Source organism: Luteibacter sp. dw_328 (assembly GCF_018449605.1).
In the GTDB taxonomy this organism is placed as follows: Bacteria; Pseudomonadota; Gammaproteobacteria; order Xanthomonadales; family Rhodanobacteraceae; genus Luteibacter.
The window spans coordinates 78,146-100,395 of the sequence record NZ_JAAVUW010000005.1; the positions used below are offsets into that span (position 1 = coordinate 78,146).

General features: G+C 65.6%; 15 protein-coding genes. 8 read left to right on the forward strand and 7 right to left on the reverse strand.

Annotated elements, in window-relative coordinates; all coding sequences use genetic code 11:
* The first annotated feature begins 110 nt into the window (after positions 1-110).
* From HB634_RS13080 to HB634_RS13105, 6 genes are all read left to right on the forward strand, one after another.
* The gene (locus HB634_RS13080; RefSeq protein WP_213948876.1) at positions 111-3,287 is read left to right on the forward strand and encodes a DUF6543 domain-containing protein; all 3,177 of its coding nucleotides are present in this window, start codon (positions 111-113) and stop codon (positions 3,285-3,287) included.
* A gap of 78 nt (positions 3,288-3,365) precedes the next feature.
* Complete coding sequence (locus tag HB634_RS13085; RefSeq protein ID WP_213948877.1) at positions 3,366-6,995, forward strand: DUF6543 domain-containing protein; 3,630 nt, start codon at positions 3,366-3,368, stop codon at positions 6,993-6,995.
* Positions 6,996-7,018: 23 nt separating this feature from the next.
* The gene (locus tag HB634_RS13090) at positions 7,019-10,306 is read left to right on the forward strand and encodes a DUF6543 domain-containing protein (protein WP_213948878.1); all 3,288 of its coding nucleotides are present in this window, start codon (positions 7,019-7,021) and stop codon (positions 10,304-10,306) included.
* 51 nt (positions 10,307-10,357) lie between these two features.
* Positions 10,358-11,107 (forward strand): bifunctional demethylmenaquinone methyltransferase/2-methoxy-6-polyprenyl-1,4-benzoquinol methylase UbiE, encoded by a 750-nt coding sequence (ubiE, locus tag HB634_RS13095; protein WP_213948879.1) that lies wholly within the window; start codon positions 10,358-10,360, stop codon positions 11,105-11,107.
* A 47-nt stretch (positions 11,108-11,154) separates the two neighbouring features.
* On the forward strand, positions 11,155-13,005 hold the full coding sequence (locus HB634_RS13100; RefSeq protein ID WP_213948880.1) for a M1 family metallopeptidase: 1,851 nt from the start codon (positions 11,155-11,157) through the stop codon (positions 13,003-13,005).
* A 3-nt stretch (positions 13,006-13,008) separates the two neighbouring features.
* Positions 13,009-14,007 (forward strand): alpha/beta fold hydrolase, encoded by a 999-nt coding sequence (locus HB634_RS13105; RefSeq protein ID WP_255548566.1) that lies wholly within the window; start codon positions 13,009-13,011, stop codon positions 14,005-14,007.
* 33 nt (positions 14,008-14,040) lie between these two features.
* On the opposite strand, the gene HB634_RS13110 is transcribed toward HB634_RS13105, so the two are convergent.
* The 4 genes from HB634_RS13110 to ttcA all read right to left on the reverse strand — a co-directional run bounded on the left by HB634_RS13110 (position 14,041) and on the right by ttcA (position 17,961).
* Positions 14,041-14,808 carry a YgjP-like metallopeptidase domain-containing protein gene (locus tag HB634_RS13110; RefSeq protein WP_213948881.1) on the reverse strand — a complete coding sequence of 256 codons (768 nt, stop codon included), beginning with the start codon at positions 14,806-14,808 and terminating at the stop codon, positions 14,041-14,043.
* Between the two features lie 75 nt (positions 14,809-14,883).
* Positions 14,884-15,792: a recombination-associated protein RdgC gene (locus tag HB634_RS13115; RefSeq protein WP_063573422.1), complete on the reverse strand. Its 909-nt coding sequence runs from the start codon at positions 15,790-15,792 to the stop codon at positions 14,884-14,886.
* Between the two features lie 75 nt (positions 15,793-15,867).
* Positions 15,868-17,055 carry an amino acid aminotransferase gene (locus HB634_RS13120; RefSeq protein WP_213948882.1) on the reverse strand — a complete coding sequence of 396 codons (1,188 nt, stop codon included), beginning with the start codon at positions 17,053-17,055 and terminating at the stop codon, positions 15,868-15,870.
* Between the two features lie 33 nt (positions 17,056-17,088).
* Positions 17,089-17,961, reverse strand: coding sequence for a tRNA 2-thiocytidine(32) synthetase TtcA (gene ttcA / locus HB634_RS13125; RefSeq protein ID WP_063573420.1), 873 nt, complete (start codon positions 17,959-17,961; stop codon positions 17,089-17,091).
* Positions 17,962-18,062: 101 nt separating this feature from the next.
* Here ttcA and HB634_RS13130 point away from each other — a divergent pair, with 101 nt between their 5' ends.
* Entirely contained in the window at positions 18,063-18,269 is a 207-nt protein-coding gene (locus tag HB634_RS13130) for a DUF465 domain-containing protein (RefSeq protein WP_063573419.1), read from the forward strand.
* Positions 18,270-18,279: 10 nt separating this feature from the next.
* Positions 18,280-18,876, forward strand: a complete 597-nt coding sequence (locus tag HB634_RS13135) for a GNAT family protein (protein WP_213948883.1) — start codon at positions 18,280-18,282, stop codon at positions 18,874-18,876.
* Between the two features lie 27 nt (positions 18,877-18,903).
* Here HB634_RS13135 and HB634_RS13140 read toward each other — a convergent pair whose 3' ends face one another.
* Genes HB634_RS13140 through HB634_RS13150 form a run of 3 tightly spaced genes read right to left on the reverse strand, consistent with a single transcriptional unit; the run spans position 18,904 to position 22,248 of the window.
* Entirely contained in the window at positions 18,904-19,923 is a 1,020-nt protein-coding gene (locus HB634_RS13140; RefSeq protein ID WP_213948884.1) for an HlyD family secretion protein, read from the reverse strand.
* Positions 19,924-19,934: 11 nt separating this feature from the next.
* Positions 19,935-20,132 (reverse strand): DUF1656 domain-containing protein, encoded by a 198-nt coding sequence (locus HB634_RS13145; RefSeq protein ID WP_063573218.1) that lies wholly within the window; start codon positions 20,130-20,132, stop codon positions 19,935-19,937.
* Entirely contained in the window at positions 20,122-22,248 is a 2,127-nt protein-coding gene (locus tag HB634_RS13150; RefSeq protein WP_213948885.1) for an FUSC family protein, read from the reverse strand. The genes HB634_RS13145 and HB634_RS13150 overlap by 11 nt, the downstream gene beginning before the upstream one ends.
* Positions 22,249-22,250 lie beyond the last annotated feature (2 nt).

Here is a 22,250-nt window from a genome sequence, read left to right on the forward strand (position 1 = left end):
CTGACATCTTTGCTGTCGTAAGGCTGACACCATGTCGTCGTTGGCGGGGACATATCTCCCGCTGACGACCTCCTAACCTTTGCGCTGGATTTCCACGCAAAGGACGCGGCATGGACATGCATCCCCCGCAGGCGCCGGCGGCGATCGTCAACAGCACGCAGCAGGAGACCGTCGACGCCCTGGGTCGGCTTGTCGCCGTTCATGCGTGGCTGGCCGCCCAGCAACAGGATTTACCCGCGCTACCTGCTTATCCCGTCGCCGAAGGCCGCACGCACCTGCTCGCCGCCCTGGATGCGTTCTGGCAGCGACCGGTAGAAGACGCCCCGGGCGCGCCACCCGTGCCACGCATCGATGCCCTGGCCACGCGGTTGGCGTCTGTCATGCGCGACGACGCCCTCGTCCGCCGCAGCGACGGCACGCTCGACGGCGTCGCAGCGAACCTCGCCGAGCGTTTCGCGCGCTCGCACGGCGGCGACTTGCCACCAGGCGTGCAAGTCCGTTCGTTGCGCATCGGACCGGTGGACTACGCAGGTGCGGTCATCGTATACGACCGCGACGATCCTACCGTCGTCCTTCGCTTCCTGCCGGATCGCGGCTGGGACGCTTTCGACAGCCTCGACCACCTGCATGGCGAGACAGAGTTATGGTTGCGGCAGGCGCTGGCGCGCCGCCGCGAACTGCCGGGAATTCGCGCGGACGACACCGCCCAGGTACTCGCCAACGATCGCTTCGTCGATTCGCTGCCGCAGCAAGCCGACGTGTTTCGCTCGATGGCCCGGCGGATCGCCGGACTGCAGAGAGAAAAGGTCGAGGATGCGTGGCCGTCGGCCGGCGACACGGTGTCGTCCTCCCGGTTCATCGACGACGCCACGGCGGCCCTCGACCTGCACGACAAGCTCGACGTTTTCGCCCTGCTCGCCGAACGCGAAGAGCGCCTTGCCGCCACCCTCCTTGAACAACGCATGCGCCTTGTACCCACGCAGGTAGCCCAAGGCTGGCGCGACGCCATGGAAGGCTACCGGCTGGCTCGGATGCGCGCCGCGTCGTCGGCGCGACATCACGACGACGCCCCGCTCACGCTGGCGGCATGGACCCGGAAGGAACTCGTGGCCGCGCTGGCGAGCCGCGGCATCGAGGCAGACCCCGATGATATTCGGATCGAAGCCAGCGGAAGCGAAGGCCTCATCCCGCCGTCGATCGGCTCGGCGCCAGCGATACCTCCTACCCACCTTAGCCTCGCGGAATTCGCCTTGCGCAACATCGGCTACTTCGATGGGCGAAGGCTCCAGATCGTCACGAGGGGACTACCCTCGGGTTCGACCACCCCGAGCATGCCGCGCCTGCGCGAGATGGTTCGCGAGCTCAACCTGGCCCCTCGCTTCGAAGCCTACCTGCGTGCGCGCGTGAGCGATCCACAGGGCCGAACCTTCCGCCAGACGACGATGCGACTGCAACAAGCGCGCATGCGCGTCGAAGCCGCTGCCGCGCGTAGCACCATGTACCTGAGCGACGAGCTACCAGCCTTCATCGACGATCGCGAGGAACGCGGATACCGCATGGTTGAAGCCGTGCTGGACAGCCCGGTAGCGGCGACCCGCCGTACCGTCGGCGATCATAGGACCGCCGTGCGCCAACTGGTCTATCGGGGCGCCGTAGTGAGTGATGTGCTGGTCATCGGCGTCCGCGACGCACGCAGTTCATCGCGGGTCGTGCTGTACACGCCGGGAGCGCCTGACGGCCGTGACTTCCGCGAGTTCAGCGACCGCGCTGCGGCAGGCCGGCAGTTTCTTTACGCACCCGCTTTTCAGGACTACCTGCTACGGCGCCTGCCGGCCGAATCTGGCGAAGCGCTTCCCAACGGAAGCGGCCGGCGTTTCCGTGTCTCAGAAGCCACGCGGCGAACCCATTGGGTGCTCGCCGCCCCCGGCGAAGGACGCGGCACCCTCACCGAGGAAGCGTTCGAGGAGCGCCTGGTCGATGGCGACCTGCGTACGGCACTGTTCGATGCCGAGATCGTCCGACAGGCGCGCGACGTCACGTGGCTGGGGCGTAGTACCTCCCAGGCTGACACCGAGTCCGTCACCGGCGTCGTCAGCACCGTCATGCGGAGCGCACGTGGCCCGGAAACGGCGGTGGTGGACACAGTCGGCGCGGTCGGCCAGGCATTGCGGGCGACCTGGCGGTTCTATGACAGTGTCAAGGCCAACGACGTCCATCAGGCATTCATTGATTTTGCTGAGGCCTATACCGCGTCGCTGAGCTTCACAGGCTGGGGCGCAGGTTTGCCTGGCGTAAGGCGAGCCCGACTCTCGTTGCGTCCGGATGTCGGCGCGCTACGCGCCACAGACAGCGGCATTCGTCTGCCGGACGCGCGGCACTGGCTGGATTCGCGCTACGCCGCGCGCGATGTCGACCTGAGCGGCTTGCAGCCCGATGCCCTTGGCGTGCACCGACTTGGCGGCCGTCGATACATTCGCCAGCGGGGCTTCGTCTTCGAACTCAGGCACGACCCTGCCTCCGCCACCTGGCGCCTCGCGCACCCGAATGCGCTGGACGCCGCGCGTCCCGGGCCACCGGTAGCGCGTGTGCCGGGCGGAGACTGGCGCGTGCGCACCGATATCGGTTTGCGTGGCGGCTGGACTGACGACACGGCGTTTCCCCAACCGCGCACGCGCGGCGTCACCGGCGAGGCGCTCGCTGGTCTGAGCGAGTTCCAGCGCTGGACGTTCCAGCAGTCGTTCAGAGAGCGTCTGCGCAATGGCGGTGAGGCGAGCCTTATCTATTGGGAGGCGACTTCGCAGGCGCGTCCGAGATTCGTGACGTTGCGCCAGCACACGGCGTGGAACGATGCGTTGCGTGCGGCCCGTGCCACCCCGCCAGAGCCGCTACCCATCGGCACGCAGCCCGGCCCAGGGGCCACGTGGCGCGTTCTGCCGCCGAGCGAATGGCCCGCCCAGCTCTGGCACTACCCCCTCGGCCGTGGGATCGCTCTGAACGGTGGCACCGATCTGGCGCTACCTCTTCAGGCCGTTCCCGGCTCGGGACTCACCGGATTGCCCGCCACCGTGCAAGCGCCGGGACCTACAGGCGGTCCAGCGTGGATCCGGCTGCACCTGGATCGTTATCGAGGCCGGCACGGCACCCCTGAGTCTCCCGGCCTGAGGATCATCGAGGACCGTCGTGGTCCGCAGCCCACCTATGTGGTGCAGCCCGACGTGGGCTTCCCGGTCAGCTTCCTCGGCCTCGACGCCGGCGACTTCAGCACCAGCGGCCGGGTGTCGCCGTAGCGCCGCCGCATCCCCGCACCATTCCCGGGCGCCAGGCACCAACAGAGCCGGCCCTTCACCGTGACAAGGAAGAACGATATGGATGTCCAAACGATACCGCCGCATGAGGTCGTGCAGGCAGAAAGCCAGCCGTCTGTCGACGCGTTACGTCGCCTGGCTGCCACGCGCGATGCGCTCATGAGCATGTACGAGACACAACCGTCGCTGACCGAACCGAGCGCCACGGGCGCACGACAGCTGGTCGACGCGCTTCCCGGGTTCTGGGCGACCCGTGCCACCACGCTTGGCCAGCACCTGCTTAGCGTGATGAAGGAAGAAGCCACGCTGCGCAGGCTCGACGGCACGCTGAGCGATAACGCGGCGGCGCTCGCCGCCCGTGTCATCGCCGCGGACGGCCAGGGCCTTCCCGTGGGCGTGCATGTACGCGAACTCATGCTCGGCGGTGTGCCGCATGCGGGCTCGCTGATCATCGTCGATGACGGCTTGCCGGACCTGGCCCTCTTGTTCACAGCCCACGGCGGATGGGAGGCGTTCGACTCTCCGGAACGTCTTGTCGAGTCGACCCGTCGCCGACTGCTGGAGTCGGTGGATGCCACGGATGCCACCGGCCTTGAGAACGACGAGTTCGCCGAAGCTAAGACCGTGGGCGCCGTCGGCTGGCGGGATATCACCGGCCCGTTCGCCGACGCGCTGGCCAACCGCATGATCGACGTGCAACTCGGCCGTATCGCGCTCGCCGCGGATGACTATGTCCTCGACAGCGACGAGCCTGATGCAGCAACCCGTTTTGGCGATCGCATCCGCTACGAATTGTCGTTGGCGGCGATGCTCGACATCGACGCGATCGAAAGCCTGCGAGAGGCCAGGCTGCTTGAGTCGGTCGTCGCCCTACGCCTGGCGAATGTCCCTGGCGAGGTCCGCGCCGCATGGTATGAGGCACGCGATACCTACAACGAGACGTTGGCAGCAGCGGCCATGCTTCGCGCAGCCATCGGCATGCGGCCACCGCTGAGCCTGCACGCCTTCGCCTCGCGCGAGCTGGCGGCACGGCTGGCGGCCCTTGGCGTCGATGAGTCGCCCGAGGCGATCACCGTCGAGATTGCCCGCATCAAGGTGTTGCCGACATTCCTCGAACCCCTCGACCCCTTGCCGGGCTCGACGACGGCGCGGCGCATGTCGCTGGTCGATCTTGCTTGCCAGAACATCGGTCGTTTCTCCCTCGATACCCTGCGTGCCGTCAATGCCGAGGGCACCTCCCTTCGTGACCGCCTCAGCCATGTCGCGATCATCAGCATCGTTCGTGACCTCGACATCGCAAACCGCTACCAGGCCCACGTCGAAGCGCGACTTCGTCAGGGAGCCGCGGGCGTCCTCGCCCGCAAACTCGCGACGACCGTGCAGGCGGCGAAAATGCGCCTGGAGGCGGCCGAAGCACGGCTGTCGTATTACATCCCCAACCAACCCGGCTCGTTTATCGACGATCACAACGAACGGGGATTCCGCTGGATTGAAGCGGTGTTGAGCATGCCAGGCGGGCAACGCCGCGTGGACAAGCACGAGATCGCCGTTTCCCAACTCACCTATCGGCAGGTGCCGCTGGACGGCATCCTCATCGTCGCCTCACGCACGCCGAACAGTGCGCCTCGCGTCGTCATGTACACGCCCGACGCGCCGGATGGCCTCACCTTTCGCGAATTCGAAAACCGGCAGGATGCCGCGAAATACTTTCTCTACCACCCAGCCTTCCGCGAATACCTGCTCGATCGTCTACCTGCCGAATTCGCCACCGTGTCGGCCAATGGCATCACCCGCCAGTTCGCCGGCGATCGCCTCGCCCATTGGGTGCTCGGCGCCAGCAGGGAGGCCCCGTACACACTCACCGCCGAACCATTCGACGAACGCGAAGTCCATGGAGACTTCTTCGCCGCTGCATACGACACAGCAGTGGAAAAGCACCGGCGCGACACTCGATTCCTCGCCCGCTCCACGGCCGATGCGGATGACGACGCGTTACTCGGCTACGTGCAGGACCGCTTCCGGATCGACCCGGTGGCGAGAATGGCCACCACCGCGCTCGCCGACGTACCCGCGAGCCTCGCACGCATGACCCAGGCATCCTGGCGCTTCTACGACCACGTAAAGGCGGGCGATACCGGTCAAGCCGTCATCGCCTTTACCGAGGGCTACGTGAACGCGCTAAACCTTACCGTGCCGCCCTTCATCGGCGGGCGTCATGTCGCCGGCGCGATCGTACGCTCGCAAGCCGCGACACGCGGCGTGGCGAGCACGCCGGTACGGATGTCGCCCGGGCGTGTCCGTTTCGACGAACGCTACGCCATGCGCGACATTCGCAAGCCGGGCAAGCCGGATAACGAAGGCGTTTTCCGGCTTCGCGGCCGGTCGTATGTCGAGCAGGACGGCACCCTGTACGCCGTGCGCCACGATGACGACTACGGCCATTGGCGTCTTGCGCCGGCCCGGGGCAGCGTTCTCGATGCCCGCTTCACCGGGCCGCTGATCGAACGGATGGATGGTCGATGGGTGTATGCACAAGGTGTCGGCCTGCAAGGCGGGATGCGTCGGTTCCGCGAGCGATTGCATCGCCTCGCCGTCCGTGACCATGCCGCTCCGGTCGCCGCTGCGGCGCCGGGTGGCGCGCCACCTGTTGCGCCGGTCGCCGCCCCGGCCGTAAACGCGCCGCCGCTGATGGCCTTGCCTGCCGTGATCGCACCCATGCGCGCCGAGATCGCGGCGGCGCTCACCGACAATCCGAGTGCGCTCGCGTTGGTCAGGACCGATGGAACGCACATGAAAGTCGTCGTCCCACCACGCAGCGCCCTCATCGTAGACCCGCACCTCCATCCGGACATCGCCGAATTGAGTGCGCATCAGCGGCGCGTGTTCCTGCATGAACTGGAAACGCGGTTCCCCCTGCGCGCCGAGCGTGCCGAGGTGCTGGACATCCGTGGGTGGGCCCAGCATGACGGTCGCCGCATCCCGTCCCCACCGTCGTCGCCAGGCTCGGCGCCGCGTATCGACATCCAGTTTCCTGAAATCTCCTCGTCCACGGACCATGTGCCGGCTCCCGCGCCGACGCTATCACCAGGCCAGCAAGCACGGTGGGACGACGCGCTCGCCACTGCGCGGCAGATGCCACGCGTGCCTTCCCGGCGCTCGGGCGCCTCCACCGGTCGGGCGACGACCGAGTCTTTGCCGGCCACTCAGCTCGTCCCTCGCGACGAATGGCCCAGCCGTGTCTGGTATTTCAGCGACCGTCACTTCGAGCCCGAGTTCTGGCCCGGGTCGAACCGTGAGGGCATCACGCTCGGGCCTCACGAGGCATGGATCGACACGCCCCAAGGACCGCGCACGTATCCCGTGTCCGTCCTTCCGCCGGAAACACCGACACGCCGCCTGGCCGAGGCGCTGGGTACGTCGCCCATGCAACAGGCCGGGCAGCGTGATCCGCTCGGGTACGCGATCCAGATCGACACGGCGAGCCTCCGCGATCCCTGGCGTCCGGTCGGCAACCAGCACGTTGTCCGGGGGCCGGGAGGCAATTTTGAAATGCGTCGACGCCTGCTTCCCAACGGGGAATACCAATACCAGCTGACGAGCAGCGACCCCATTCGCATCCCCTCGAACTACATCGTCAACGCCGGGCGCCGTGGCGAACAGCCCGCGCCACTCGTGCCCGTTCGCTACTGACTCATCACGACAAGGAAATCGTCATGGATATCACTCCGCCGCAGGCTCCGCCTGCACAGGTGCAAAGCATTCACCAGGAGGCCTCGAACGCCTTCGATCGTCTCGTCGGCTTGCAGGCCTGGCTGGCCACCGAACAAGCCGGCATGCCGGGCCTTCCCGAAACCGCAGGGCCCGAGACCCTGTCGCCCTATCTCGTCGCCGTGGATGCCTACTGGAACTCGCCGCCCATGGGGGGCACCGCCGGAAGCTCGCGGCGTGCCGCTCTTGCGGGGCGGCTCGCCGACGCGGCACGCGATCTGGCCGTGCTCGCCCGCGAAGACGGTCGCCTCGATGAAATCGCCATGGCCCTGGTCCGCTCCATCACGTCGGCCGACGGTGCCAGCCCACCACCCGGCACGACGGTTCGCGAGCTGATGTTCGGACCCAACGCTTATGCCGGGGCATTGCTCATCCAGGACGAACGGGTTCCCGAACGCACCCTGGTGTTCTCTCATGACCGAGGGTGGGAGTCGTTCCCGCGACTGCGTGACGCTCATGCCGAGCTGGAGCGGCGCGCACGCCTTGCACTCGTCCACGCATCGGATCTTCCCGGTATCGCTCGTCAGCATCTCGCGTCGGTCGGGCCGAATGTTTTCGTCGACTCCCGGGAGATCGGCAGCGATCCCTTCGGCACCCTCGCCGATCGGCTGATCGCCGTGCAGCGCGACAAGCTTCGTCAGGCATGGTTCGAATATTCGTTGGCCGACGAGACCACGTCGCGCGCGCAGCTCTTCGTCGACACGGCATTTCGCGCATTGCAGCTTGACCGTGCTTTCGATGTCGAAGCGATTCTCGCCGCACGTCATGCGGCGCTGCTGGAGACATTCAACGCACAGCGGCTCGAGCACGTCCCTGCGATCGTGGCCGCCGACTGGCGGGACGCGAGCGATCGCTACGTGGACACGCTTGGGCAGGTTGCCCGACGTGAAACCGAAGCGGGCCTGCGCGTGCCGATGGACCTGCCCACGTATGCGTCGACCATGCTCGGCGAGCGCCTGCGCGCGCTCGGTGTTACCCAGGACCCTTCGGACATCCAGATCCGCATCGACCGCAGCGCCGATGTCGCCACGCGACTGGAGTCACTGCAAGCCTTGTTCGAGGGGCCGACGCCAGAACGTATCAAGCTGATCGACCTTGCCTACCAGAACCTGGCGCCCTTCGAGCCGGTAAGGCTGAGCGCCAGCGCGAGCGATGGCACCTCGATCGCCAACCTGGACGATGCAGCGATTCGCCGGCTCGTGCGGGATCTCAACCTGTCGACACGCTTTCAGGCGTATGTGGAATCGGTATTCCGTTCGGGTAGCGAGGCATCGGTCCGTCGCGAAGACGCCGCAGCGCTGCAGCGGGCACACATGAGGTTCCTCGCGGCCGAGGCACGGTTGTCGTACTACATGGACGACGCGCCGCGCTCGTTCGTCACCGATCGTGGAGAGCGCGGTTACCACTGGGTCCGCGCGGCACTCGACACGCCAACGGCAGCAGGCCGGGCACGCGTCGAAGGACACGAGATCGTCGTGCGACAGATCACCTATCTCGGCACGCCGCTGCGCGACATTCTAGCCTTCGGCGTGCGCCAGCCAGGGAGCGTAGCCAGCATCGTGCTCTATACACCGGATGCACCGGATGGCATCACTTTCCGCGAGTTCCCGGACCGAGCCGAAGCGGGTCGGCGATTCTTCTACCATCCCGCGTTCCGCGAGTATCTTCTCGACCGGCTCCCGGCCGACTATGGCCGCGTACTTGCTAACGGCGCTACACGGCAGTTCGCCGGCGACAACCTCGCGAACTGGGTACTGGGGTCCAGCACGGCGGCGGCCTACACCCGCACCCAGGCACCCTTCGACGAACGCGAGGTAAGCGATGACTTTCTGGAAGCCGCCTATGAGGTCGATGTACAACTCGGCTTGCGTAACGCGCAGGCATTCACACGCAGCGCGGAGGATGCGCACTGGGCGTGGCTGGTGGAGCGGCTGCGTACGGCGACCACGCACAGGATCGTCGAGGATGCGATCAAGGGCGTCGTCACCGCGCCGGCACGGGCGGCGCAGGCCGCGTGGCGCATCTACGACGACATCAAGGCGGGCGACTCTGCCGAGGTGGTTGTCGACTTCGCGGAGTTCTACAACACCTCGCTTTCCGCAGCGCTACCCGTGTATGCATTGACTTCCTCATCTGTGGGACATGCGATAGCGGGCGCACGCTTTCGCGTGGCGGGACGCCTCGTGGAAGCGAGGCCGGCCGTGCGACCGGTCGTCGTCTTCGAACCGCGCTTCGTCGCACGGAACATCCGCAAGTCCGGCCAGGCCAATGCCGAGGGAATTTTCACCATCGGCGGCAAGACCTACATCGAACACAACGGGCAGTTGTACCGAGTGATCCACGACAGCGATTACGCCAGCTGGCGACTGACGCGTCCCGATGCGGGCCCGGCCTTCCGGGGCCCCGCGATCCAGCGGACCTCGACAGGCACCTGGGCCTACCGTCGGGTGGGTCTGCGTGGGGGCAGCGGGCGTGGACAAGCGGGAAGTCCCGAACCCTTGCCTGACCTCTACGACGCGTACCAAGCCGAAATCGAATTGGCATTCCCCGACCCGGCAGAACGCGAGCTGGTGGCCGCGCGGATGCGCGTCGAACGAGCGCCCGAGGTGGGCGCGCAGGTCACGGCCCCGCTCATTTCCGCCGGGCAACGGATCCGCTGGGAGGCGGCGCTGAACCAGGCGCGCTGGCATCAGCTCCTGATGACGTCACAGCCCGGGACCTCCGCAGCGGCGGCGCCTCTGGACCTGACCACGCGCTTCGGTGGCCTGCGGCCGGTACCGCGGGCGCAGGCTCCCGCCGACCTCTGGTACTACGGCAAGATGCCGTTCAAGGAAAGCGATCTGCGACGCCACCGCGGAAACCAGGGATACGACCGGGACTCGGCCGAGCTCTCGGTTCGTTCCATCTATCCCAGTGTCCACGGCGTTCGCGTCACCACCGTGCCGCCGACGGCATCCATCGAGCAGATACGGCAGGCGATGGGCGCGCCCGACCTCGTGCGCGGGACGACGTTTTCGGTGCGCATCGATCCGAACAGCCTGTACGAGCCTATTTCGAGCAGCTGGAATCGGATCTACCCCTTCGCTGGCCAGCAGCCCCTGGCCGACCTGCTCGCGCCCAACACGGGGTTGCAGAACGTGTTCTTCGCGCGCCCGAGTTACGGCACGTCACTCAAGCTCGGCAGCGGCCAGTTCGACGTGGTCAACACGTTGCCGCCCCCGGCAGGACCCTGACCGCGATAGCGGCAGCTGTCTGGGCGGATGATCCGGAGTACCATGCGCAGCATGGATTCCCAGAAAACCACTCATTTCGGCTTCCGTGACGTTCCCCTGGCCGACAAGCAAAAGCTCGTCGGCCAGGTGTTCACGTCCGTGGCGCGTAACTACGACCTGATGAACGACCTCATGTCGTTCGGCGTCCACCGCCTCTGGAAGCGCCACTTCGTCGCCGTAAGCGGCGTGCGCCGCGGCGACCGGGTGCTCGATCTCGCGGGTGGCACGGGCGATATCGCTGCCCTGCTCAAGCCGGTGGTCGGCGAGGAAGGCGAAGTCGTGGTAGGTGACATCAACGCCGCCATGCTCGGCGTCGGCCGCGACCGCCTCACCGATCGCGGCCTCGTGTCCGGTCTGCGCTGGGCGCAGATGAACGCCGAAATGCTGCCGTTTCCGGACAACAGCTTCGACGCCGTGACGATCGCCTTCGGCCTGCGTAACGTCACCGACAAGGACAAGGCCCTGGCGGATATGCACCGCATACTCAAGCCCGGTGGCCGCGCCCTGGTGCTGGAGTTTTCCAAGGTGCAGAGCCCCTTGCTCTCGAAGCTCTACGACGTGCATTCGTTCAAGATCCTGCCGCGCCTGGGCAAGCTCTTCGCCGGGGATGCCGACAGCTACCAGTACCTCGCCGAGTCGATTCGCAAGCATCCCGACCAGGAAACCCTGAAGGGCATGATGCTCAAGGCCGGCTTCGGCCACGTCGAAGTCCGCAACCTGACCAGCGGGATCGTCGCGATCCATCGGGCCTACAAGCTCTGACAGGGGTGGCATACTTGGGGCTCTCCTTCCATCGGATGATCCCCTCGATGCGTCTGCTCCCCGTACTTGCCCTCACCATGGCGTTCCCCGTCGTGGCTTTCGCCGCCGATCCGCATTCCTATGCCCAGCCTGCCGTCGTCAAGGTCACCCACCTCGATCTCGACCTGAAGCTGGACTTCGGGCAGCGCGAACTGGCTGGCAATGCCACGCTGAAGCTCGACTGGAAGGACGCCAAGGCGAAGGATCTCGTACTCGACACGCGCGACCTGAAGATCGCCAGCGTCGACGCCGTGGATGGCTCGGGCAAGGCTACCCCGCTGAAGTTCGCCCTCGCTCCGCGCGACAAGGAACTCGGCTCGAAGCTGACCATCGAGGCGCCGGCCCATCCGGGCAGCGTGCGTATCGCCTATACGACGGTGCCCGAGGCTTCCGGCCTGCAGTGGCTCACGCCGGACCAGACCGCGGACAAGAAGCAGCCCTTCATGTTCTCGCAGTCGGAGTCGATCCACGCGCGGTCGTGGGTACCGCTACAGGACTCCCCGGCCATTCGCTTTACCTATGACGCACACATCAGCGCACCGAAGGATGTGCGCGTGGTGATGAGTGCGATCAACGATGCGAAGCATCCACTCAACGGCGATTTCTCCTTCGATCAGCCGCATCCGATTCCGTCCTATCTCCTGGCGATCGCCGCCGGCGATATCGCAGTGAAGGAAACCGGCCCGCGCAGCGCCGTCTATGCCGAGCCCAGCGTGGTCGGCAAGGCCGCTCACGAATTCGAGGACACCGAGAAGCTGATCGCCACGACGGAACAACTTTACGGCCCGTACGCCTGGGGCCGCTATGACATCCTCGTGCTGCCGCCGTCGTTCCCGTTCGGCGGCATGGAAAACCCGAACATGACCTTCGCCACACCGACCGTACTGGTCGGCGACAAGAGCCTGGTCTCACTGGTATCGCATGAGCTCGCGCACTCCTGGTCGGGCAACCTGGTGACCAGCGCCGCATGGCGCGACATCTGGCTGAACGAAGGTTTCACCACGTACGTTCAGGGCCGTATCACCGAAGCGGTCTACGGCAAGACGCTCGCCGACGAAGAGGCCCTCCTCTCCGCACGCGAACTGCAGAAGACCATCGGTGACATGCCGGCCAATTCGCAGAAGCTCACGCCGGACGCACGCGGCGTTGGCGCGGACGATTCGCTGTCCTCGGTTGCCTACGACAAGGGCTCCTGGTTCCTGCGCACGCTGGAGCTGCGCTTCGGTCGCGAGACCTTCGATGCCTACCTGAAAGGCTACTTCGCGCACTTCGCCTTCCAGAGCATCGATACCGACACGATGTTCGCCTACCTCAAGACCAACCTGCTGGATAAATACCCGGGCAAGATGAGTGAGGCCGAGGCACGCGCGTGGATCTTCCAGCCGGGCATCCCGAAGGATGCACCGCTGCCGACCTCCGCCCGCTTCGACGGCATCGACAAGCAGCGCACCGACTTCCTTGCCGGCAAGCTCGCGGCGGACAAGCTCGACGCCAAGACCTGGAACACCCAGGAGTGGATGTACTTCCTCGATCGGATGCCCGATGTGATGCCGCTGCCGAAGGTGAAGGAAATCGACGCTGCCTGGCACCTCACCGGAACGCCCAACGCGGAAATCGGCATGCGCTGGTACGCGCACGCCATCGCCGCGGGGGACAAGGATGTGTGGACGGCAGCCGCCGAACACATGACCCGCATCGGTCGCCTGTACCTGACCACGCCGCTCTACCGCGCGTTTGCGCGCACACCGGAAGGCCTGGCGTTTGCGAAGGAAACCTATGCCAAGGCAAAGAGTGGCTATCACCCGATGACCCAGCAAGCCGTCGAAGCCATCCTCGCCGGCAAGTCGAAAAAGAAGTAAGCCATGGCCAAGATCCCGACAATCGCTTCCGCCGACAGCCGCCCGCTCTGGCAGCGCCTGCTTCTTCGCCGCCTCAAGTTCCTCGTGGTGGTCGCCCTGGTGCTCGGTATCGGTGCTGGCGGCGTTTACCTGTTCGCTCCATCGTTGCTGCTCAAAGCGGATGCCGCACGCCTGGCCATGTCCGCACACATGGAGAAGAAGACCGTGGTCGCGGGCGATACGACCTGGTCGTATTACGAAGGTGGTGACGGCCCGACCATCGTGCTTCTGCACGGTTTCGCGGCCAACAAGGAAACCTGGCTGACGATGGCGAAGGGCCTGACCGATCACTTCCACGTGATCGCTCCGGATCTGCCTGGCTGGGGCGAGTCCTCACGCAATGAGGGCGGCGACTACGGCATTCCGGCGCAGGCGGCACGCCTCGAAGCCTTTGCTACCGCCGTCGGTGCCCAGCATTTCCTGCTGGTCGGCCATTCGATGGGTGGCGCGATCGCCGGTGTTTACGCTGACCAACATCCTGAGCGGGTGGCGAGCCTGGTGCTGTCGAGTTCGCTCGGCCTTACCTTCAAGGAAAACGACTTCGTTCGTGACGTCAAGGCCGGCAAGGATCCGTTCCTGTTCAAGGATCGCGCCGATCTGGAAGCGTTGCTCGGTCGCATCTTCCTGGTGAAGCCGAACATCCCGGGTCGCCTGGAGGACGCCTTGCTCGCGCGTAACGAGCAGGACCACGACTTCATCGCGCACACGTTCGAACAGCTGAAGGAGCCCGCCCAGGCTTACTCACTGGATCCGGTGATTGGCAAGCTGCAGATGCCGGTGCTCGGTATCTGGTGCCGCGAAGACAAGATCATTGATGTCTCAGCGCTGGACACCCTGCGCAACGGCCTGAAGAGCTCGCCCTCGATCGGCGCCACGATCATGAACGGCTGCAATCACATGCCCATGCTCGAGAAGCCGGAAGAAACCGCGAAGATCATCACCGGCTTCGCACTGGCGCACTGATTCGCCGCGGACGGAGCGGCTCTTGTGGCCGCTTCAGTCCGCGACGTCGGCGATCAATCTGTCCAGCTGCATCTTCAGTCCGCTGCCATGCGTACGCAGCCACGTGCGCTGCTCCTTGTAATCCGGAAAGACGGTTTCCACCCAGTGCCAGAACTTCGGCGAGTGGTTGCGCACCTTGAGATGACATAGCTCATGGACGAGCACGTAGCGCAAGGCGGCTGGCGGTGCGAGGGCAAGCGCGAGATCGAGGTTGATCCTGTCGCGCGTGTCGAGGCTACCCCACAGGCTCTTAAGCGGACGCACCTTGAGTGCCGTGGGTGCGGCGTTGATCACCGGAATATAGGCGGGCAGCCAGCGTGAGACATCACGGCGAATCTGCGCCTCGAAGTAACTGGCCAGCAAGCCTCTCGCTACCATCAGTGCGCGCGTGTGGGGCTTTGGAATCACCAGCGTGAGACCGCCCGGATGCAGGTCCACCCGCGGATACGCACCCTCGGCCCAGTCCAGCGCGACCTCTTCGCCACGAAAAGGGAAGGACGTCGGGACACCGACTTTCAGGGCAGGCAGCGGCGCGGCGTCCAGATGGAACTCGCCCAGCTTCTGTTCCAGCCAATCGGCGTGATGGCGGAGAAACGCCGCCATCTGCGCGGTGTGCGTGCCGTTGGGATAGGTGAGGCGAGCACCCTTCGGCGTCACCGTGAGGCGCAGTCGCCGGGCGCGCGGATGCGCCGACTTGAGCACACGAATGGTGCCGCCCGTCAGGGTCGACAATTCAAGCCATTCGCCTTCTTCAGATGCCATGTCGCGAGTCTCTGGTCGATCCCGACGAACTTGCCACCAAGCCATATCGAATCCTGCGACGCGGCCGCTCCGGGATTACTCCGGGCGCGGCAGCTTGAACCACTCTTCCAGCTTGCCCAGCAGGCGCTCGTACTCGAGTGCCATGAGGGCGAAATTCGCATCCATTTCCGCGGCGGCCGACTCCGGGCTATCCGCCTGGCCGTCGAGAACCACATCGGTGAACTTGATTTTACGCAGGATCAGATCTTCCCCGAGCACGAATGAGATGCGGTCGTCGAAGACCAAACCCAACTGGAACACCTGTTTTCCGGTGCGCAGGTGCTCGCGAATCTCATCGGTATCGAGATCCTGCCGGCGGCAGCGGGCGATAGCTCCCGACGCCGTGGCCGGGTCACGCAGTTCGCATTCGTCGCCGAGCACCAGCCCACCCGGGAGCTCGCCCGTGGCGACCCAGTGCGTCATGAGGATGCGCGGCGACTCCTCCGGTGCCAGCGGTACGGCCGGGAAGCTACCCAGCGCTTCGCGGACCTGGCTGAGCGTGTTCTCAGCCGATTTGCGACTGGACGTATCCAGGACCAGCCAGCCATTCTTCTTGTCGACATAGCCGGACATGCGCGAGGTGCGCACGAAGGCGCGCGGCAGCAGCTCGTTCATGACGTCGTCTTTCATGCGCTTGCGCTCGCGGCCGCTGACCTTGCGGCCTTCCTCGTCCACGATTTTCTGCACACGGTTGGCGATCTCGTCGTTCACCACGGCCGACGGCAGCAGCTTATCTTCGCTACCCACGGTGACCATGGTGTTGCGGCCCACCATGTGGACCAGCGCCTCTTCTTTACGGCCGAGCGGTGAGATGAATCCGCGCGTCGACATTTCCATTGGACCCACCGGGCGCAGGCGATGCTCGGGGAGCACCTCTTCGAGGCGGTCCAGATCGGTGGCGACGGGGGCGGAGAAGCGGAACAGCGTCAGGTTTCGAAAGAACATGTATCGGGATATCTCTTGCGAATGGAGGGCCGTGGCGAGCGCGAGGCGTTCGCCGGCGAAGGTGGCGATGGACGGCTAGATGACCCTGGCGATCGCCTCGGCGACGCGGTCGAGGTTGCCGTCGTTGAGCGCGGCCACGCAAATGCGGCCCGTGCCCACGGCGTAGATGCCGAACTCCGTGCGCAGGCGATCCACCTGAGCCGATGACAGTCCGGAATACGAAAACATGCCGCGCTGCGCTTCGATGAAACCGAAGTCGCCGTGCGCCGAGAGACGCTGCGTGAGACCGCGACGCATCGTACGAATGCGCTCGCGCATTTCGCCCAGCTCGGTTTCCCAGGTAGCGCGTAGGTCGTCATGGTTGAGCACCGCAGCGACCACGGCCGCACCGTGAGTCGGCGGATTGGAGTAGTTAGTGCGAATGACCCGCTTCAGCTGGGACTGCACGCGATGCGCTTCGTCGTGCGAGCCGGTGACGATCGACAGCGCGCCGACGCGTTCGCCGTACAGCGAAAACGACTTCGAGAACGAGCTGGCGACGAAGAAGGGCAAGCCCGCATCGGCAAACAGGCGCACGGCGATCGCATCGGCCTCGATGCCGTCCCCGAAGCCCTGGTACGCGATGTCCAGGAAGGGCACGAGGTCATGCTCGCGCACGGTCTCGATCACGCGCTTCCAATCATCAGTGCCGAGGTCGACACCCGTCGGGTTATGACAGCAGGCGTGCAGGACGACGATCGCGCCCTTGGGCAGCTTCGCCAGACCGCCGAGCATGGCATCGACATCCACGCCATGGGAGGAGGCGTCGTAGTACGGGTATTCCACGACCTGGAATCCCGCGCCTTCGAACAGTGCGCGGTGGTTTTCCCAGCTCGGATTACTGATAGCGACCGGCACACAGGGATTCAGGCGATGCAGGAAGTCGGCGCCGATCTTCAGTGCACCGGTACCGCCCAGGGCCTGCGCGGTGACAACGCGGCGCTCGGCGAGCAGCGGCGAACCGGCGCCAAAGAGCAGCTTCTGCACCGCTGCGTCGTAAAGCGCGATGCCGTCGATGGGCAGGTAGCCACGCGGCAGCTGGGCTTCGAGGCGCGCCTTCTCGGCTTCACGCACGGCACGCAACAGGGGAACGTGACCGTTGGCGTCGTAGTACACGCCGACGCCGAGGTTGACTTTGTCCGGACGCGTATCGGCGCCGAAGGCTTCGTTGAGGCCAAGGATCGGATCGCGTGGAGCAAGTTCGACAGCGGAGAAAAGGGTCATGGTCGGCAGGCCTTGAAGCGGAGTTTTAGATAATCAGTCGTTGTCGTCACCGGCGTCGCCGCCGGCAAGCCACGCGTGGGTGTCGGCGCGCGCCGCGCCCTCGCGTGCGCCGAGCGCCGCGAAGTCGAACAGCTTACGGTCGGTCAGCTGCGAAGGGGCGATATTCCCCATCGCGCGGAAGATGGTTTCGCTGCGGCCAGGATTGGATTTTTCCCAGTCTTCGAGCATGCGCTTGACGACCTTGCGCTGCATGTTCTCCTGCGAACCACAGAGGTTGCACGGGATGATCGGGAACGCGCGCGCTTCCGCGTAGGCGGCGATATCGTCTTCGCGGCAGTAGGCCAGCGGGCGGATCACTACATGGCTGCCGTCGTCCGAGAGCAACTTCGGCGGCATCGCCTTCAGGCTGCCCTGGTAGAACATGTTGAGGAAGAACGTGCCGAGGATGTCGTCGCGATGATGGCCGAGCGCGATCTTGGTGATGCCGTTGTTCGACGCCCACTGGTACAGCGCCCCGCGACGCATGCGCGAGCACAGGCTGCACATCGTCTTGCCCTGCGGGATGACACGGGTGACGACGCTGTAGGTGTCCTGCTCGATGATGTGGAACGGGATGTTCCGCTCGGCCAGGTACGCCGGCAAGACGTGCTCGGGGAAGTCCGGCTGTTTCTGGTCGAGGTTCACCGCGATCAGTTCGAAACGGACCGGTGCCTTCGCCTGCAGCGAAAGCAGCATATCCAGCATCGTGTAGGAGTCTTTACCCCCGGAAAGGCAGACCATGATCCGGTCACCGTCCTCGATCATGCCGTAGTCGGCGATCGCCTGGCCGACCTGGCGGCGCAAGCGCTTGGCCAGCTTGCCGGCTTCGTAGCTCTGCTTACGGGTGGCGTCGGGTATGGCGGACATGCGTTGGCGGTGTTCGGGAGGGACGGCCTCCTATTGTAGCCGCTGCGGGGGACACCGCCGGGAGTTACACTCTCTCCTTCACCTCCCGCCCGGCCAATGCCATGCAGGTCCAGGATCCCGCCGAACTGAACAAACGGTTGTCCGAGCTCAAGGTCGAGCACCGTGACCTCGACGCCGCCATCGACCATCTGGCCGCCTCCATCGGCCGGGACGAGCTCCAGCTCACCCGCCTGAAGAAGCGCAAGCTACTGTTGAAAGACACGATTTCCCGGATCGAAAGCCGCCTGATTCCCGACCTCGACGCCTGAGACCCGCGCCATGACGCCCATCCGCCTCGAAAGCGCCTACGTCACCCTCGAACCGATGACCCTGGCGCACATCCCGGCGCTGGAGCAGGCCGCCGCCGACGGCAATCTGTGGGACCTCTGGTTCACCTCGGTACCCGGACCCGGCCGCATGACGGAGTATGTCGAATCCGCCCTGCGCGGCCAGGAAGAAGGTCGCATGTCACCCTGGGTGGTGCGCGAGAACGAGACCGGCCAGATCGTCGGCTCGACCCGCTACTACGAAATCGAGGACGATCCGTCGCGCGTGGCCATCGGCTACACCTGGTATGCGCGCCGATGGCAGCGCAGCCACGTCAACACGGCCTGCAAGCATCTGCTGCTGGACAACGCCTTCCAGAACGTCGGCGTGGTCGCCGTGGCGTTCCATACGGATGCCTATAACCAGGATTCCCAGCGCGCGATCGAGAAGCTGGGCGCAAAACGCGAGGGCGTTCTCCGCGCCAACAAGCGCCGCCCCGACGGCTCGCTCCGCGACACCGTCTGCTACAGCATCCTCGCCACCGAATGGCCGGACGTGGACAAGTGGCTGCAGCTGCGACTCAACCGGCTGGCGCCGCCGCACGCCTGATGCGCAGCCGCGCCTTCGTATTGGCCCTTATCGAGCAGCGACTGCGTCCGGATGCGAAGGATGTACGATCAGCGTCGCCGTCATACCGGCTGAAAGCACCGTTCCCGGAGGCAGATGATCCGTGTCGATCTTCACCCGTACCGGTACACGCTGTGCCAGCCGCACCCAGTTGAAGGTCGGGTTCACGTCGGCAAGTAGATCGCTGCCGGTGGGATTGTCGGCATCGGTAATACCGCGGGCGATACTTTCCACCGAGCCTTTGAACCTCACCCCTCCGCTCATCAGCCGGATGTCGACGGGATCGCCGATGCGTAACCCGGGCAGCTTGGTTTCTTCGAAATAGCCGTAGATCCAGTACGAGTGGCTGTCGATCAGTGCGAGGCGCGGCGTGCCTGCATTGGCGTAATCGCCCACACGCACATCCAGGTTGGTGACGAAGCCGTCGACCGGCGCAAGGACCTCCGTGCGGTCCAGGTTGAGCTGCGCCGCGGCGAGTTCCACTTGCGCCTGGGCGACGGCCGCCAGCGATTGCTGCTGCGCGGCGCTGGCCTGCTTCGTGCTGGCGAGCGTCTGCTGCCAGCCGGCCTTGGCGGCGTTCGCGGCGGCCGCGGCGTTGGCCTTGTCCTCGGCCGAGATCACGTTGTTGATCAGCTTCTGCCGGCGCTCGGACTGTGCCTCGTACATCTCGTAGTTCGCCTTGCTCTGCTCGGCACCCGCTGAAGCGGCGTTGATACTCGCGCCGGCGGCACGTGCAGCGGCCTCGGCGGCGTTGAGGTTCGCCCTGGCCTGGGCCACGGCGTTCTCGTAGCGCGCACGGTCCACCACGAAGAGGACGTCGCCCTTCTTCACCGTCTGGTTGTCGATCACCTTCACGTCGGTGACCAGCCCCGCGACGTCCGGCGCGATGCGGACGATTTCCGCGCGTACGCGGCCATCGCGCGTCCACGGCGAGTACATGTAGTGCTTCCACATGGCATGCCCGACGAAGGCCGCGACGAGCACGACGATCGCGGTGACGGTAAAACGAATGAGGGTCGCGAATTTCATGACGGGATCACTCAGAGCAGGAAGAGCGCACAGGCGCCGAATACGCAAACGAACACGGCCAGGCGGAACAGCGGTGGATGCCAGACGAGCCGGTAGAGACCGAAACGACCTGCCACCCCGTCGAGCGCCCAGAGAAGCAGCAAGGCCAGGACAAAAAGGACGAGCAGCCCCGGAACGAGGGCGTCGCCGAGTGCGATCTCACGAGGCATGGACGATCTCCTTGGCAAGCGGGGCGTTCGGCATGTACGCCGCAAGGACGGATTCGCCGTCGAGCAGCGCCATGCGGACGAGGTGGAGGTGTTCGAGAAGATGGTGTGCGCCTTCGTGCTCGCCGATACTGGCGATCGCCGTCGCGACGGCGTCGCGCGCCAGCAGGTAGCCCGCCGCATCCGGCTTCTCGTAGAAGCGCGCGAGCGTGCGCAGGGCATCCGTCAGATAGGGATGCAACGTGGCAGGCAGATCGGAGCGCGCCATGTCATGGCGTAGTTCGATGAGGGCGCGGCCGGTTTCGTGCACGGCCAGCGCCCAGGCGATCAGCGCACGCGAATCGGCACTGCCCGGCTCAGTCTGCGCGACCACCTGGCTGACGAGGTCGTGGTTCACGCTCTCAAAGCGATGACGCAGGCCGGGCAGCGGCGCTTCGGCGGCAAGTGCCACCTGGCCGCGAAGGCGCGCAAGCTGGCGGCGACGCAACCACGCGCTACCGATCGCCGGCGGAATCACCACGAAGGAGACCGCTGCCGCGCCCAGGCCGACGACTTGCGCGATGGCATCGTTAATGAAGTGCGCGGGGTCGTACACCTGGGTGTTCTTCAACGCGAGGATGTAAGCCAGGCCCATGGCCCAGCCCAGCCCGTACGACGCGAGGCGCTGGCTCATCATCATGACCAGCCCGACCGCTAGGAAGGGCGCAATGCCGATCACCAGCAAGGCATACCCATCCACCTGGGTAAGCACGAAGAACTCGCAGACGAATGCTGCCGCCATGCCCGAGAGGTAGCCGAGCATCACCATCCAGGTGACACGCGTCGGGTTGGGGATGGTCGCAAACAGCCCGGCGAAGACGGTGGCGAGCAGCATGGCGCTTGAGCCGAGCGGCCACGCGCTGCCGATCCAGAAGGCGCCGAGGGCGAGCATGGTCAGCGTGGCGCGCACCGTGGCGAGCCCGGCGCCGAGAAAATCGTTGCCGCGATCGAAGCGCACCCGCTCGCCCGACGCGGCGATGACGCGCGGTGCCTGCAGCGACGCTGCGGCATCGACATACGCGTGCAGTTCGTCGACAAAGCGTGCCAACAGGGACGCACCGGTATCGAAGTCGCGGATATCCTGCGCGTCGGTCAGCGAGTCCCGGAGGGGCACCGTCTGCGTGCGCATGGCATCGCGGGCCGCGACCAGTCGCGGCAGCAATTCGCGCGCGATCACGCCGGCCTCGATCGGCGCATCGAGCGCCGTTCCGATAGGCGCGTACAGACGAAGAAGCATGCCGGCGGCGAGATCACGGTGCGCCCGCTTCAGGCGATTGATCAGATGGTGCAGCGACTGGAAGCTGGTCGAGGCCGCCATGAAGCGTTGATTGAACAGGCGCAGGTGGCCGCTGCGGGCGCGCGCCTCGGCGTCTTCGAAGATCACCGAACTGCGCAGGTCCTCGAACGACACCGCCGCGCGCACAAAGCGCAGATGCGCGTTCTCCATCGCCTCGCGCGCGATGACGCCGCGCGTACTGTCACGCACGAAGCCCACGAAGTTTGAGAACTGCTCGCGGGCGGCGCGACGCAACACGTCGCGCATGCGGCTCGGGAAAACGATGTCGTTGACGACGCCGCTGACAGCCAGGCCCAACAGCACTTCGCTGATGCGCGCCCACGACGAATCGAAGACGCCGGGCGGATTGTCGATCACGGGAATGGCGACGATGGCGGCCGTGTAGCCGCCAAGAACGAAGGCGTACGACTTGAAGTTGCGATAGAGCGTGGCACCACCGGCGCAGACACCGATCCATAAGGAAAGGGCGAGCAGGAAGAGGTCGCGCTGCTGCGGAAACGAGGCCACGATGGTGATCGCCGCCGCTGCGCCGGCAAGCGTGCCGATGGCGCGATAGAAGCTCTTCGCCAGCACCATGCCCGACTGGCGATTCGCGACGATGACCGTGGTCAGCATGGCCGTCGAAGGCGCCGGCAAGGCGAAGCGCATCGCGATCCACCCCGTGAGGAAGAATGCGATCAGCGTCTTCACGACGAACAGCCACACGGAGGCTTCCTCGCGCAGGGTCTCGACGACGACCTGGCGGGTGACGGGTGGCGTGATGGTGAGATCGGACGCAGACATGG

Coding starts and splice junctions, on each gene's coding strand:
- HB634_RS13080 (WP_213948876.1), top strand. CDS start 111: ATGGACATGCATCCCCCGCAGGCGCCGGCGGCGATCGTCAACAGCACG.
- HB634_RS13085 (WP_213948877.1), top strand. CDS start 3,366: ATGGATGTCCAAACGATACCGCCGCATGAGGTCGTGCAGGCAGAAAGC.
- HB634_RS13090 (WP_213948878.1), top strand. CDS start 7,019: ATGGATATCACTCCGCCGCAGGCTCCGCCTGCACAGGTGCAAAGCATT.
- ubiE (WP_213948879.1), top strand. CDS start 10,358: ATGGATTCCCAGAAAACCACTCATTTCGGCTTCCGTGACGTTCCCCTG.
- HB634_RS13100 (WP_213948880.1), top strand. CDS start 11,155: ATGCGTCTGCTCCCCGTACTTGCCCTCACCATGGCGTTCCCCGTCGTG.
- HB634_RS13105 (WP_255548566.1), top strand. CDS start 13,009: ATGGCCAAGATCCCGACAATCGCTTCCGCCGACAGCCGCCCGCTCTGG.
- HB634_RS13110 (WP_213948881.1), bottom strand. CDS start 14,808: ATGGCATCTGAAGAAGGCGAATGGCTTGAATTGTCGACCCTGACGGGC.
- HB634_RS13115 (WP_063573422.1), bottom strand. CDS start 15,792: ATGTTCTTTCGAAACCTGACGCTGTTCCGCTTCTCCGCCCCCGTCGCC.
- HB634_RS13120 (WP_213948882.1), bottom strand. CDS start 17,055: ATGACCCTTTTCTCCGCTGTCGAACTTGCTCCACGCGATCCGATCCTT.
- ttcA (WP_063573420.1), bottom strand. CDS start 17,961: ATGTCCGCCATACCCGACGCCACCCGTAAGCAGAGCTACGAAGCCGGC.
- HB634_RS13130 (WP_063573419.1), top strand. CDS start 18,063: ATGCAGGTCCAGGATCCCGCCGAACTGAACAAACGGTTGTCCGAGCTC.
- HB634_RS13135 (WP_213948883.1), top strand. CDS start 18,280: ATGACGCCCATCCGCCTCGAAAGCGCCTACGTCACCCTCGAACCGATG.
- HB634_RS13140 (WP_213948884.1), bottom strand. CDS start 19,923: ATGAAATTCGCGACCCTCATTCGTTTTACCGTCACCGCGATCGTCGTG.
- HB634_RS13145 (WP_063573218.1), bottom strand. CDS start 20,132: ATGCCTCGTGAGATCGCACTCGGCGACGCCCTCGTTCCGGGGCTGCTC.
- HB634_RS13150 (WP_213948885.1), bottom strand. CDS start 22,248: ATGTCTGCGTCCGATCTCACCATCACGCCACCCGTCACCCGCCAGGTC.